The 14,591-nt window shown below is 40.8% G+C and carries 8 protein-coding genes; 5 read left to right on the top strand and 3 right to left on the bottom strand.

What is annotated here, in order from left to right; all coding sequences use genetic code 11:
- The first annotated feature begins 154 nt into the window (after positions 1-154).
- Both aceK and C9I86_RS15875 read left to right on the top strand, forming a co-directional pair.
- Positions 155-1,882, top strand: a complete 1,728-nt coding sequence (aceK, locus tag C9I86_RS15880; RefSeq protein WP_080158496.1) for a bifunctional isocitrate dehydrogenase kinase/phosphatase — start codon at positions 155-157, stop codon at positions 1,880-1,882.
- Positions 1,883-2,036: 154 nt separating this feature from the next.
- Positions 2,037-2,513 (top strand): hypothetical protein, encoded by a 477-nt coding sequence (locus C9I86_RS15875; RefSeq protein ID WP_080158497.1) that lies wholly within the window; start codon positions 2,037-2,039, stop codon positions 2,511-2,513.
- On the opposite strand, the gene C9I86_RS15870 is transcribed toward C9I86_RS15875, so the two are convergent.
- On the bottom strand, positions 2,496-2,999 hold the full coding sequence (locus C9I86_RS15870; protein WP_107276902.1) for a putative 4-hydroxy-4-methyl-2-oxoglutarate aldolase: 504 nt from the start codon (positions 2,997-2,999) through the stop codon (positions 2,496-2,498). The genes C9I86_RS15875 and C9I86_RS15870 overlap by 18 nt on opposite strands.
- 607 nt (positions 3,000-3,606) lie before the next feature.
- Between C9I86_RS15870 and arcA the strand changes: the two genes are divergently transcribed.
- Complete coding sequence (gene arcA, locus C9I86_RS15865) at positions 3,607-4,326, top strand: two-component system response regulator ArcA (RefSeq protein WP_036796042.1); 720 nt, start codon at positions 3,607-3,609, stop codon at positions 4,324-4,326.
- 62 nt (positions 4,327-4,388) lie between these two features.
- Here arcA and arcB read toward each other — a convergent pair whose 3' ends face one another.
- Together arcB and C9I86_RS15855 are read right to left on the bottom strand one after the other, a co-directional pair.
- On the bottom strand, positions 4,389-6,743 hold the full coding sequence (gene arcB / locus C9I86_RS15860; protein ID WP_107276901.1) for an aerobic respiration two-component sensor histidine kinase ArcB: 2,355 nt from the start codon (positions 6,741-6,743) through the stop codon (positions 4,389-4,391).
- A 142-nt stretch (positions 6,744-6,885) separates the two neighbouring features.
- Complete coding sequence (locus tag C9I86_RS15855) at positions 6,886-7,833, bottom strand: TIGR01212 family radical SAM protein (RefSeq protein ID WP_107276900.1); 948 nt, start codon at positions 7,831-7,833, stop codon at positions 6,886-6,888.
- A gap of 520 nt (positions 7,834-8,353) precedes the next feature.
- Between C9I86_RS15855 and gltB the strand changes: the two genes are divergently transcribed.
- Together gltB and C9I86_RS15845 are read left to right on the top strand one after the other, a co-directional pair.
- Positions 8,354-12,901 (top strand): glutamate synthase large subunit, encoded by a 4,548-nt coding sequence (gltB, locus tag C9I86_RS15850; protein ID WP_107276899.1) that lies wholly within the window; start codon positions 8,354-8,356, stop codon positions 12,899-12,901.
- Positions 12,894-14,360: a glutamate synthase subunit beta gene (locus C9I86_RS15845; protein ID WP_107276898.1), complete on the top strand. Its 1,467-nt coding sequence runs from the start codon at positions 12,894-12,896 to the stop codon at positions 14,358-14,360. Before gltB ends, C9I86_RS15845 begins: the two co-directional genes overlap by 8 nt.
- The last annotated feature ends 231 nt before the right edge of the window (positions 14,361-14,591 follow it).

The following is a 14,591-nucleotide window of genomic DNA, read 5'->3' as shown; positions in this document are numbered from 1 at the left end:
GTTTTTACAATTATTACAGAATACATACGTCGTACACATCTGCAATACGACGCACTTCACCGCTCAAAAAAACAACAATAATATTTGCAGTCAGCTACAGAGCATTGCATAGTAAATAGCAAAGAATAAAATTGTCATCATTAAGGATAAACTGATGAGTGCAGCCATGGAGTCACTGATCGCACATACTATTTTACAAGGCTCAGATGCCATGTTTGGCCGCTTTCTTGACGTCACTGCCGAGGCGCAACAACGATTTGAACACCAGCAATGGACGCTAGTGCACCAAGCATTAAAAACCCGTATTAGTTTTTATGATCATCATGTGGAATTAGTTACCAATCAGATTCAGATCATGCTTGGAGGACAATACGCAAATCAAATATGTCTGACTGCCGTGAAACAGGCTTATCAGAATTTATTGGTTGATTATCCACGTTATGATATTGCCGAAAGTTTTTTTAATTCGGTGTATTGCCGTATTTTCAAGCATCGTAATATCAACCGCGATAATATCTTTGTTCATAGCTCACAACAACACCGTATACCTACCTATCCCAGCTCATTAACCCGTCATTATCGAGTTCAAACAACCGTTGCGGTAATGATCGAAAGAATGCTTGATGATCAGCCTTTTACGCTTGATTGGAATGATAAACAACGTGATATTCAATTGCTGGTGACCCACTTAGAAGCTGAGTTAGGTGAGCGGCTTGATCAACACCTAACCTTAGAACAAATTCGTGAGCCTTTTTACCGTAATAAAGCCGCTTATCTGGTCGGTAAACTGACTTTTTCAAATGGTGAATCACGGCCTTTAGTACTGCCAATACTCAATCATAATGGTCAATTGTTATTAGATGCGGGTATCTGTAACGTCAATGATGTTAGCGTTATCTTTGGTTTTGCTCGTTCTTATTTCATGGTTTATAGCCCAGCCCCCGCAGCCTTAGTGCGCTTTTTAGCTCAACTGTTACCCAATAAAAATTTGGCTGAGCTTTATACTGCCATTGGGTGCCAAAAGCATGGGAAAACAGAATTTTATCGCCAATTCTTAGATCATTTAGCACACTCTGACGACCAATTTATTATCGCTCCTGGAATAAAAGGCATGGTAATGTCTGTGTTTACATTACCGTCTTATGATTTTGTTTTTAAAATAATTAAAGATAAATTCGCTCCACAAAAAGACATTAGCCCTCACGTTGTTAAACAAAAATATCAATTAGTCAAAGAACATGATCGTGTCGGTAGAATGGCCGATACACAAGAATATCGTCATTTTAGCTTTCCACGTCACCGATTCAGCGATGAACTCATTCAAGAGCTACTCACTATCGCCCCTTCTATCGTGACCCTCACCGATGATGAGATCATAATTGAACACCTGTATATGGAACGGCGAATGATTCCATTTAATATTTATATTGAAACAGCAAATGATGCTGACTTACGCCACGCCGTTAATGAATATGGAAATGCGATTAAACAACTCGCCGCCGCTAATATTTTCCCTGGAGATATGTTATTTAAAAATTTTGGCGTAACGCGTCATAAGCGAGTGGTGTTTTATGACTATGATGAAATTACTTATATGAGTGAAATGAATTTTAGAAAGATTCCGGCAGCGCGTTACCCCGAAGATGAAATGGCCGCCGAACCTTGGTATAGCGTTGGGATTAATGATGTTTTTCCAGAAGAGTTTCGAACCTTTTTACTGATCAATCCTAAAGTAAAAAATTTGTTTAATGAATTACATCAAGATCTGTTTGAAGCCAGTTATTGGCAGCACTTGCAGAACAATATTAATCAAGAACTATATCCTGATGTTTTTCCTTATCATGCCCGTCATCGGCTACATATTCAAATATCCAAAAAATAACCGTCGTTAGTGAGTGTAATAACGGAGAGATTACGACTAAGTTGTGGCTATGATCATGAATACGCCACTTGATGAGTATTTATCACTTATAACACTTACTCTCTTCGTAATATGGCCTACTATTTAAAATAATGTCGGTGTGATAGGAGTGAGCATGATCAAATATTATATAAGTATTGTGGGAGTACTTATTTTTTTAGCCATGCCCGTCACAGCACAAGCGGCAACATCGATAGACACCAACCTAACTTATAATGGGGGTAAAAAACTCACATCAGGATGGTTTTTATCGTCACAATCACGTCAGCAACGTTTTGATATATGGCAGATAGACAGTGGCTACGCTTATTCAGTGACGGATAACACTCAGCTTTATGTTAGCACCCATCTAACCACCAGTACCGATCGTCAACCCGCAACAAGTGGATTAACCTCTGGTGTTAAATATTCTGTATCACCACGAATAAGTATTAATAGTGCCATAACATCAGACACCATTAATAATCAAACCTCATTAGGATTAGAGCTGAGTAGCCAATACGACGTCTCACAAAAAGTAAATGTACGGGCTACGGTTGATTATGCTGAGCTTGAAAAAATAATTGAGCTCGGCTTAGGATTCAGTTTTTAATGCACTCACATCTAACGCAGTACTACTCAAAATAATGCCATTTAAATCTGCATAAATATAATCATTAGGATAAATTAACGTATCCGCAATACTGAGCACGACATTATGTTCTCCCATCTGCCGTTTATCCGTTTTAATAGGGCATGCCGCTAACGCTTTCACACCTAATGACAATTGTGCCAAGGTTGCAACATCTCGAATCGCACCATGAACAATAACCCCTTGCCAATTATTTTCTATCGCTAATAACGCCAGCTGATCTCCCAGCAATGCACGTCGACAACTACCATGGCCATCAATAAATAGCACCTTACCTCGGCCATCGGTTGATAATAAATTACGCACTAAACTGTTATCCTCAAAACAGCGTAGGGTCACTATTTGCCCCCAAAACGGGGTATGACAGCCATAATCACGTAACATTAACGGCAAAAAACGAATATCTTGCGCATAGCAATCACATAAATCTGGTAATAAATCCTTCATTAGCCTTTTCCTATCACTATTAAATAAACAAAACAGGCAAAATTGACCGTATTTCGTAACAATGACCACAATATTAATTTATGAGATCTTTTTTACTAAAATCCATCAACCTTAATGAGTGCCAACCCTAACTGATACTGTTACAATATTTAGAGAAAGATGAACTATATGTTGTATTTTTTATTATCATTAAGATTAAATATTAGTCAATGGTATTGGGTTTTGTATATTATGATTACTATCATGACACTTTTTATCTACCCCGATATAAAAGTTAACTAAACTCGAAATATAACAAATGTTCTTCTCGCTGATTGATATAAATCAACAAACATATAAATAATCGACATCAAATAAGCTCTCCACATTGTTAGCGAGCTGTTAAGTGAATACAATTGTCGCATTATCAGGGAGATTGTAGCCAGCACCCCAAGCTTTATGGGGGATTTCAACATCTAATGCATGTTGAATGAAAGGATGGTGTACCACATAGGTTGTAACAATAAAGTGTTTATTTAAACATTTTGCCTATATGTGAATTTTTTTTATAGAATTTAACTATTCTGTGATTAACCAGATTTAGTTTCTGATATTAGGTACCGCCAAAATGCAAACCCCTCACATTCTGATTGTAGAAGACGAGCACGTAACACGTAACACCCTGAAAAGTATTTTTGAAGCAGAGGGTTATACTGTATTCGAAGCAAATGACGGCGCAGAAATGCACCAGATGCTTTCTGAAAACCCTGTGCATCTAGTTATCATGGATATTAATCTTCCAGGAAAGAACGGCCTTCTACTTGCTCGTGAACTTCGCGAACAAGGTGATATGGCACTGATGTTCTTAACCGGTCGTGATAACGAAGTTGATAAAATTTTAGGTCTTGAAATTGGTGCTGATGATTACATCACAAAACCTTTCAACCCACGTGAATTAACTATTCGTGCTCGTAACCTATTAACTCGTGCGATGAACCAAGGTCTTCCAACTGAAGATAAAAAATTGGTTGAGCGTTACGAGTTTAATGGTTGGTCATTGGAAATTAACAGCCGTTCTTTAGTAAGCCCAAGTGGCGAGCAATTTAAATTACCACGTTCAGAGTTCCGTGCTCTACTGCACTTCTGTGAGAACCCAGGTAAGATTCAAACACGTGCTGATTTATTAAAGAAAATGACTGGTCGCGAACTTAAGCCACATGATCGTACTGTTGATGTAACGATTCGTCGCATTCGTAAGCACTTTGAATCAGTTGCAGATACACCAGAGATCATCGCAACTATTCACGGTGAAGGTTACCGTTTTTGTGGTGATCTAGGCGAAGAGTAATCTCTTTTCCAAACCAGTAATGAAATAAAAAGGCACCTTCTAGGTGCCTTTTTTATTATTAATTACTGCTGCTTTAGCCATGTTTTCAATACATTTATATCATCTTGATAGCTGTATTTAATTTCATCCACCCAGTCATTAATATTTTCCCACCACGCAGGTAACTCAGGTGATTGCGCCATCTGCGCCACTTGCTGAATATGTTTAAGACCTATAGAGCCCGCAGCACCTTTGATCTTGTGTGCTTCAAATTTAATACCATCTTGATCTTTTGCGGTCATATTTGAATCTAAGATAGCCAAATAGTCAGGCATCATTTTTTCAAACATCGCAATACTGGTATATACCGGCTCGGTACCGACGATTTCAACGTATGAGGTTAGCATCTCTAAATCTAATAACGTATCTATCATATTAGTTTGAGCAGTATTACTACTATCAAGGCTATCGTCATTCTCATCTATTTCATGGCTACAACTTAAAACAAGATTTTCAATAACATGAGTAATCGCTTTAACACTTAACGGTTTATTAAGTACCTCATCCATACCTTTTGCTAGATACTCAGTTTTATCATTAACAACGTTAGCCGTTAATGCGACTAACGCAGGCAAATCTTGATATTGTTGACGTAACTTTTGTGCAATATCAAATCCTGTCATATCAGGTAGTTGAATATCCAATAGCACTAAATCATAATCTTCAGGCTTAAACATTGCTAATGCTTGATCACCACGCATTGCTACCGTCACCTCATGCCCTAGCCGTTCAAGTAATGATTTCGCCACCACAATATTCAGCTCAATATCTTCTACCATGAAAATACTTAACCCTGTCATTTCAGGGCGTACTTCATTAACCACATGCTCTTCTACTACGGTTTCAATTAATGGCACTTTAATCTTAACGGTAAAAGTACTGCCCGCACCCAGTTCAGAATCAACGTAAATATCCCCGCCCATTAATTGAATTAATTGCCGTGACACCGCTAACCCAATTCCTGTTCCGACCGCATGTAAATTATCATCCCCTTGTTGAACTTGATAATACATCGCAAAAATATTATCTATTTCGGCTTTTTGAATACCAATGCCACTGTCTTCAATTTCAAAAATAATATTGGCGTCGTGCTCATGAATTTCACTACTTACAGACAACACCACTCCACCTTGTTTAGTAAATTTAGTGGCGTTACCAATTAAATTCCACAGCACTTGCCGCAAGCGTGTACTGTCTACTTTTATATTTTTAGGTAATTGAGTAAGGCACTCTAAATCAAATCGCAGTCCTTTTTGTTCTGCCATTAATTGTGAGATGTTACCTATCTCATCAATAAACTCATAAAAGTCTAATGGTTGTGGTAATAGCTCTAAACGTCGACGATCTGATTTATCTAAATCAATAATGTCATTAAAAATATTACCCAGAGTGATCGCACTAACATGTACCGTTCTTAAATAACCACGTTGTTCATCTGTAAGTTTAGTTTCTAATAACATTCGGCTTAATCCGACAATGCCATTAAGTGGGGTGCGTAATTCATGGCTGATAGTCGAAATAAATGCGGTTTTATCACTGCTGGCTTTTTCTTGAGCATTCTCATATTTTTTACGTTCAGTAATATCACGCCCAAACCCCATCAAGCCTAAACGTTTTCCATTACGATCATAAAGAGGCACTTTGCGTAATTCAAATAACGCTTTTCTACCATTCGGATAATCCAACCACTGCTCGTCAGTCATGGCAGTATTATCATCAAACAATTCTTGGTCAGTTTTAAGAATACGTTTAGCAACTTCAGCAGGGTAAACATCCCATGGTGTTAATCCCACTAATTCTTTTTCACTTTTGCCGACCAATTCAGCCATAGCACGATTACAGCCTGAGAACTGATTTTGCTCATTGCGGTAGTAAATTAAATCGGGCGATGCATCTAAAAACGATTTCAATAATGCACTTTTTTCAGCCACTGCTAATTGGGCATTTTCACGTTGATAGACTTCATTTTCTAAGTCTTGCATTGCCTCTTCACGCGCTTCTTCTGCTTTTTCACGCTCTTCAATTTCAGAGTTTAACTGTGAGATATTCGCCTGTAATTGTTGATTTAACTCCATGTCACGTGCGCGCATTTGCTCTAACTTGGTGACTAATTGCGATAATCGTTGACGAGAATCTTCTAATTGATCAACCACCACCGATAAAAAATACACCGCCCAAGGGGTAATAAATAAACCAAAGGTAACGGAACGTATAATTTCGACTTCACGCATAGTGCCTTGCAGCAATAGCGTCACACTAATTTGTACCACTAATGCTAATGCCACTAACGCTGCAGCTAATAATAAACTAAAACGGAAAATGCCAAGCTTAACGAGAAGATCAACATAAAACTGGGCTAAAATTTTGACTTGTTTCATCAATGAATACCAATAGAAAAACAACCTCGCCACCATGGCGAATACTACTATTTATAATAATCGCTCTCGCCACTAGCACCTAAACGAAAGCTGTAAAGTTTTATTGTGGCGCACAAAAAAGCCTACTTAACGTAGGCTCCATTTAAACATTATTATGTAATGCTGGTAATTGATAAACAAAAGGATCATCGATAGCGCTCCCTTGAGCACCTTGTTTATCAAGAATACGTCCAATATCAGTCATGGCTAGCCAGCGATTCTCACACCACATCGGTGCCAGTAATGTTGGTCGACGAGCACTTGCAGCAACGCGATGATAAACCACTTTTGCAGGCGTTAGACGAATCATCTCGCTAGCAATATCAGTATAATGTTCAAGACTAATCGGCTGCAATCGACCCGCTTTAAAAGCTTGTCCCATCTTACTGCCTTCCACGATATGCAACGGATGTAATTTAATCCCATCAACACCAACCGCCACGACTTTGTTTAGGGTCATCAAATTATCGGCCTTAGTATCTCCGGGTAGCCCAACAATTAAATGGGTGCACACTTTAATACCAAGCGCACGAGCACGTTGAGTAATCGCTGCATAACAAGCAAAATCATGACCACGGTTAATACGCTTAAGGGTTTTATCATTTGCGGTTTGTAAACCCAACTCAAGCCAAATCTCATAGCCTTGTTCTACATAGCCAGCCAGTAACTCTAACACCGTATCAGGCACACAATCAGGACGAGTACCCACACATAGACCTACAATATCAGCCGATATTAATGCCTGTTCATACATCTTTTTCAAACTTTGAACTTCAGCATAGGTACTGGTATAAGCCTGAAAGTACGCAAAATAACGCTTCGCGCGATGCACCTCACCAGCACGTGCCGTAAGTTGTTGTTGAATAGGTACGAACTGATTTTTTTCGTCAGCAAATGACGCAACATTACAAAATGTGCAGCCACCGCGGCCAATAGTACCGTCACGGTTAGGGCAACTAAAACCACCGTGTAACGTCAGTTTATGAACTTTTTCACCATAACGATGTTGAAGGTCTTGCCCGAAAGTATTGACGAGTTGATGCAATTGCATGGTATTACCTAGCGTTTAAAACAATGAATAATCTACGTCAACGCAGACCAAGAAACAAAAGAGCCGCAACATATCATCAATCACCATGATGTAAATTGTGCTAAAACAAAAAAGCACCGCTCTATGTCGGTTCTTTGTTACTTTTGACCGACTTATTTACGCCACATAATAGGCAGTTTAAATGCTTAATTTATGCGTTAATTATGTTAATTTTTATTGGTAATTAATGTATCAAAATTGTAGGATGGTTACACTTGTGTGCAATTTATAAACAAAAAAAACACTAAAATCATGCTGTTTTAGTGTGGTTTATATGGCTATTTTGGCAAGAATAACGCGTTTTGTTATTCATAATCGTAATACAACAGAATTAAGTTTGTGAATGATGCGGTGTCATCACTACAAACACACATCAAGGATGCAGGACAGGAGTCCATCTCAATGCAAATTGATTGTGTAAATAAATTAGGGATAACCAAGCCTTAGGAATATGGCTTGATGTAACTGAAAGGATGTATCTATGACAGCTCAAGAGCTTAACAGTCAGGGACTTTATGTGCCTGAATTAGAGCACGATGCCTGTGGTATCGGCTTTGTTGCCCACCTTAAAAACCGTAAATCTCACCAGATCGTCACTCAAGCTCTCGATATGCTCGCGCGTATGGAGCACCGTGGTGGTCAAGGCTGTGATCCTAGCAGTGGCGATGGTGCTGGCATCTTATTGCAAAAACCCCATGAATTTTTATTAGAAGAAACGGTTAAGCTGGGAATTAAATTACCTGCTTTTGCACAATATGGTGTAGGCGTAGTGTTATTTCCCAAAGACGAACATAAACGTCAACAATGTCGTGATATTCTTGAGCGCAATGCTAAACGTCTCGATCTGGAAATTATTGGTTATCGAGTACTTCCGGTCGATAATTCAATGATCGGTGAGGATCCACTCAGCACGGAACCTCAATTTGAACATGTTTTTATTACCGGTGGTGCTAATTTAGATCCCGCCGTATTAGAACGTAAGCTTTACGTATTACGTAATTACACTGTACGTGTATGTTTAGAAAGCGTATCCAATATTGGTGATGACTTCTACATCAACTCACTGTCATATAAAACCTTAGTCTATAAAGGCCAGTTAACGACAGCCCAAGTACCGCAATACTTCCTTGATTTACACAATCCAGCAATGGTCACCGCCTTAGCGTTAGTGCATTCCCGTTTTTCAACTAACACTTTTCCTCGCTGGCGATTAGCGCAACCTTTCCGTTATATTGCCCACAACGGTGAAATCAATACCGTGCGCGGCAATCTTAACTGGATGAAGGCCCGTGAAGCCATTCTTGAATCTGATTTATTCAGCCACCAAGAAATTAGTATGCTACTGCCAATTTGTCAGGAAGGTAGTTCAGATTCATCCAATTTTGATATGGCGCTTGAGTTATTAGTGCTTTCAGGGCGAAGTTTACCGCATGCTCTGATGATGTTAATCCCTGAAGCATGGCAAGAAAACACCAGCATGGATCCTAAGCGGCGCGCTTTTTATCAGTATCACGCCAATATTATGGAGCCGTGGGATGGCCCTGCATCTGTCTGTTTTACTGACGGTGTACAAGTCGGTGCTACATTAGATCGCAACGGGTTACGACCATCACGCTATACCGTCACTAAAGATGATTTTCTGATCATGGCATCAGAATCAGGGGTAGTAAAAATTGCCCCCGAAAATGTGCAGTTCCGTGGCCGCTTACAACCTGGGCGTATCTTCGTTGCCGATCTTGAACAAGGTCGTATTATTTCAGATGAAGAAGTTAAAGATAGCATCGCGACCTCACAGCCATATGAGCAATGGATCAAAGATAATTTACTAACACTAAAAACACTACCTGATGCTGACAACATGTACCACCAGCCAACCCCTGAGCGGTTACTGCATCATCAACAAGCCTTTGGTGTTAGCTCTGAAGAAGTCAACGATATTATTGTGCCACTCGCTAATGCTGGTTATGAACCATTAGGCGCGATGGGTGCTGATTGGCCATTAGCGGTGCTATCCCACCAATCACAACATTTATCTAATTACTTTAAGCAGTTATTTGCGCAAGTAACCAATCCACCGATTGATCCTATTCGTGAACGAATGGTGATGTCACTCAATACCTATCTTGGTAAAGATCAGAATTTACTGACGGAAACCTCTGAGCATTGTCATAAAGTTGAGCTCGAATCACCGGTATTATCTAATGCTGAGTTAGAAAAAATTCGCGCCATCGATAATGAACACCTGCAATCTAAAACCTTGGATATCGTGTTCAGAGCCAGCGGCGAACAAGGCAAACTTGATCGTGCATTAAAACGTATCTGTCAATACTCTGAAGATGCGGTGGTTGATGGTTACTCAATTATTATTTTAACCGACCGCGCAGTTAACTCTAACCATGCAGCCATCCCCGCGATGTTAGCTGTGGGTGCGGTTCACCATCACCTAATCCGCAAAGGCTTACGTGCTAAATGTGACATTGTAGTTGAAACGGGTGATGCCCGTGAAACCCACCATTTTGCGACCCTTATTGGTTATGGTGCTAATGCCATTAACCCTTATTTGGTCACGGAAACACTGGTCGATTTACAACATAAACGAAAACTTGACCCAGAACTGCCAACTGATACGTTATTTGATAACTACCGTAAAGGGGTTAACGGTGGACTGCTAAAAATCTTCTCTAAAATGGGAATTTCAACGCTGCAGTCTTACCATGGCGCGCAAATTTTTGAAGCCCTGGGTATTAGCAAATCAGTGGTTGATAAATACTTCACCGGTACTGTTACCCGTATTCAAGGATTAACAATTGATGATATTGCCCAAGAGGTCTTAGTACGTCACCGTGTTGGTTATCCAACCCGTGAAATTCCAGTACAAATCCTTGATGTAGGCGGTGTCTATCAGTGGAAACAACGCGGTGAAAAACACCTGTTTAATCCTGAAACGATTTCATTATTGCAACAATCAACCCGCAACAAAGATTATGACCAATTTAAGTTGTATGCCAAAGCTGTTGATGAACAAGGTGACAATGCTGCGACATTGCGTAGCCAGCTAGATTTTGTCAACAATCCAGCCGCTTCAATTGCACTGGATGAGGTTGAGTCACTTGATAATATTCTTAAACGCTTTGCAACGGGAGCCATGAGCTTTGGTTCGATATCTTATGAAGCGCACTCAACCTTAGCGGTCGCAATGAACCGCATTGGCGCGAAATCTAACTCAGGCGAAGGCGGTGAAGATCCGATTCGATTTGATAAAAAAGACAATGGTGATTGGGAGCGTTCAGCGATTAAGCAAGTAGCGTCTGGTCGTTTTGGAGTGACCTCATACTACCTCACCAATGCCGCTGAACTGCAAATTAAAATGGCACAGGGTGCAAAACCGGGTGAAGGCGGACAACTGCCGGGCGATAAAGTCGATGATTGGATTGGTGCAACCCGTCACTCAACCCCTGGGGTCGGCCTTATTTCACCACCACCTCACCACGATATTTACTCAATCGAAGATTTAGCTCAGCTAATCTATGATTTGAAAAATGCTAACCGTGACGGTCGTGTTAACGTCAAGTTGGTTTCAGAAGCTGGTGTTGGAACCATTGCTTCAGGCGTAGCCAAAGCCAAAGCTGATGTAGTGTTAATTGCAGGCTTTGACGGTGGTACCGGTGCATCCCCTATTTCATCGATTCGTCACACGGGTTTACCATGGGAACTTGGCTTAGCTGAAACCCATCAAACACTGCTTAAAAATGGTTTACGTAACCGAATAGTGGTGCAGTCTGATGGGCAAATGAAAACGCCGCGTGACCTTGCCATTGCGACCTTACTCGGCGCTGAAGAATGGGGCGTAGCAACCGCAGCACTCGTGGTTGAAGGTTGTATCATGATGCGTAAGTGTCATAAAAACACCTGCCCAGTGGGGATTGCGACTCAAAATAAAACCTTACGTGAGCGTTTTGATGGCCGCGTCGAAGATGTAGTAACCTTCTTCCAATACATGGCTCAAGGCTTACGTGAAGTAATGGCTGAACTCGGTTTCCGCACCATTGATGAAATGGTTGGCCAAGCGCAGAAGCTTAAATTGCGTGATGATATCGGCCACTGGAAATACAAAAACCTCGATCTTAGTCCAGTACTGTACATTCAACCGCCACGAGCTGAAGATGGTATTTATAACCAACGTCAGCAAGATCATGGTTTAGAAAACGTACTTGATAGAACCTTGATTCGATTAGCACAACCGGCACTGACTACAGGTGAAGCGGTTACCGCACAACTGCCGATCATCAATACCGATCGTAGTGTTGGCACTATGCTGTCTAATGAAATATCAAAAGTCTATAAAGACCACGGTTTACCACTGCCGATGACGGTCAAATTTAACGGCTCTGCGGGGCAAAGTTTTGGGGCTTTCCTTGCTAAAGGGGTCCACTTTACCGTCGAAGGCGATGCCAATGATTATTGGGGGAAAGGCCTTTCTGGCGGTACACTCGTTCTCTACCCTGATCGTCAATCCGATATTATTGCTGAAGATAATATTGTGGTTGGTAACGTGTGTTTCTACGGTGCAACCTCTGGCGAATCTTACATTCGTGGCCTTGCAGGTGAACGTTTCTGTGTTCGAAACTCAGGCGCGAAAGTGGTCGTCGAAGGCATTGGCGATCATGGCTGTGAATACATGACCGGTGGTGTTGCCGTTATTTTAGGTCAAACAGGCCGTAACTTTGCTGCGGGCATGAGTGGCGGTGTCGCTTATGTATGGGATCAATTTGGTGATTTTGAAACCAAACTCAACGCTGAACTGGTTGATATTGATCCAATCGAAGCTGACGATAAAGCTGTTTTACTTGAGATGTTAGCTAAACATATTGAATTCACCGGTAGTACGGTTGCAGAACTGTTCTTATCTAATCTTGAGGCTAACCTCAAGCAGATGATAAAAGTCATGCCAAGGGATTACAAAGCCGTATTACAACAGCGTCAAGCTGCCGCTCACAACAAGGAAACGTTGGAGGCCATCAATGGGTAAGCCTACGGGATTTTTAGAATTTGGCCGTGAACTGCCAAATAAGTTAGATCCAAGTGTTCGTATTCAGAATAATAAAGAATTTGTCCTTAACGATGAATTTGGTGACAAAATTCAAGAACAATCATCACGTTGTATGGATTGTGGCGTACCTTTTTGCCATAACGCATGCCCGATTGGTAATATTATTCCTGAATTTAATGATGCGGTTTATCGCGATAGCTGGGAAGAAGCATGGAACATTTTAAGTTCAACCAACAACTTCCCTGAATTTACAGGACGCGTCTGCCCAGCCCCTTGTGAAAGTGGTTGTGTGCTTGGCATAAATCAAGATCCAATCACCATCTGTAATATTGAAAAAACCATTGTTGAAACTGCTTATCGTAACGGTTATGCCAAACCTAAAACGCCACGTTCACGTACAGGAAAAACCATTGCTATTATCGGTTCGGGTCCTGCGGGGTTATCCGCCGCAGAACAACTTAACAGTGCAGGTCATACTGTGACCGTGTTTGAGCGCGATGAAAAAGTGGGAGGCTTACTGCGATTTGGGATTCCTGACTTTAAACTTGGGATGGATATTATTGATCGTAAAATTGACCTGATGGCGCAAGCTGGTGTGAAATTTGAAGTCAATGCTCATATTGGGGTCGATATTAACGCCCAACAGTTACGCCAAGAATTTGATGTTATTTTGCTAACTGGTGGTTCAACTGTCCCGCGTAATTTACCTATTCCGGGGCGTGAGCTTAATGGCGTCCATTTTGCGATGGACTTTTTAGCCCAAAATAACCGCCGTGCAAACGATATGGATCTCAAGACAGCTGAAGTACATGCACAAAACAAGCATGTCGTTGTCATTGGTGGTGGCGATACTGGTTCAGATTGTGTCGGTACTTCCAACCGCCATGGCGCGGCAAGTATCACTCAAGTCGAAATCATGCCATTACCACCAGAGCAACGCCCAGCCAATCAACCGTGGCCGTCATACCCAATGATCATGAAAACCTCGACCTCACATGAAGAAGGCTGTGATCGCTATTGGAATATTCTGACCAAAGAATTTATTGATGATGGTAACGGTAATGTCAAAGGGCTACGGATCGCTGATATTGCATGGCAAGACGCCAAACCTGGTGAAAGACCGAACTTTGAAGAGATAGCCGGAACCGAACGCATCATAGCCTGTGATATGGCATTTTTAGCGATGGGGTTTTTACACCCAGAGCCAACAGGCGTATTAGCACAGTTGGATATTAAACTTGATGATTACGGTAATGTTGCCACTCAGAATTTCGCTACCAGTCAAACTGGCGTATTTGCCGCAGGTGATATGCGAACCGGACAATCATTAGTAGTGCGATGCATCAATGAAGGTCGAGAATCAGCTCGTGTGATTGATAGCTACTTAATGGGTAACTCCCATCTTGAAGCGAAAGCGAATTCATTGATGCTTTCGTAAACTTATTATTGTTTGATTCAACTAAAAAATTTAAAGCCAGCGCATTAACGCTGGCTTTTTATTGGTTACAGCTCAGAAGATTATATCCTTATACAATTTTATAACATATCATCACACCACCCACCACGATTAGTGCTTTTTTAATCTAAAAATACAATTATTAACCCTTAATTATTACTCAAAAAAACTTACAGCTGTAATGAATATAACTTTATTTCAGATAGTTAAGAT

Source organism: Photobacterium sp. NCIMB 13483 (assembly GCF_003025475.1).
Taxonomy (GTDB): domain Bacteria; phylum Pseudomonadota; class Gammaproteobacteria; order Enterobacterales; family Vibrionaceae; genus Photobacterium; species Photobacterium piscicola.
Note: the sequence above shows the minus strand (reverse complement) of the source record. Positions and strands in the feature narration are given on the sequence as shown.

Bases quoted from the DNA above. Each gene is read 5' to 3' on its own strand.
- C9I86_RS15845 (WP_107276898.1), top strand. From the start codon at position 12,894: ATGGGTAAGCCTACGGGATTTTTAGAATTTGGCCGTGAACTGCCAAAT.
- C9I86_RS15870 (WP_107276902.1), bottom strand. From the start codon at position 2,999: ATGAAGGATTTATTACCAGATTTATGTGATTGCTATGCGCAAGATATT.
- arcB (WP_107276901.1), bottom strand. From the start codon at position 6,743: ATGAAACAAGTCAAAATTTTAGCCCAGTTTTATGTTGATCTTCTCGTT.
- arcA (WP_036796042.1), top strand. From the start codon at position 3,607: ATGCAAACCCCTCACATTCTGATTGTAGAAGACGAGCACGTAACACGT.
- aceK (WP_080158496.1), top strand. From the start codon at position 155: ATGAGTGCAGCCATGGAGTCACTGATCGCACATACTATTTTACAAGGC.
- C9I86_RS15875 (WP_080158497.1), top strand. From the start codon at position 2,037: ATGATCAAATATTATATAAGTATTGTGGGAGTACTTATTTTTTTAGCC.
- gltB (WP_107276899.1), top strand. From the start codon at position 8,354: ATGACAGCTCAAGAGCTTAACAGTCAGGGACTTTATGTGCCTGAATTA.
- C9I86_RS15855 (WP_107276900.1), bottom strand. From the start codon at position 7,833: ATGCAATTGCATCAACTCGTCAATACTTTCGGGCAAGACCTTCAACAT.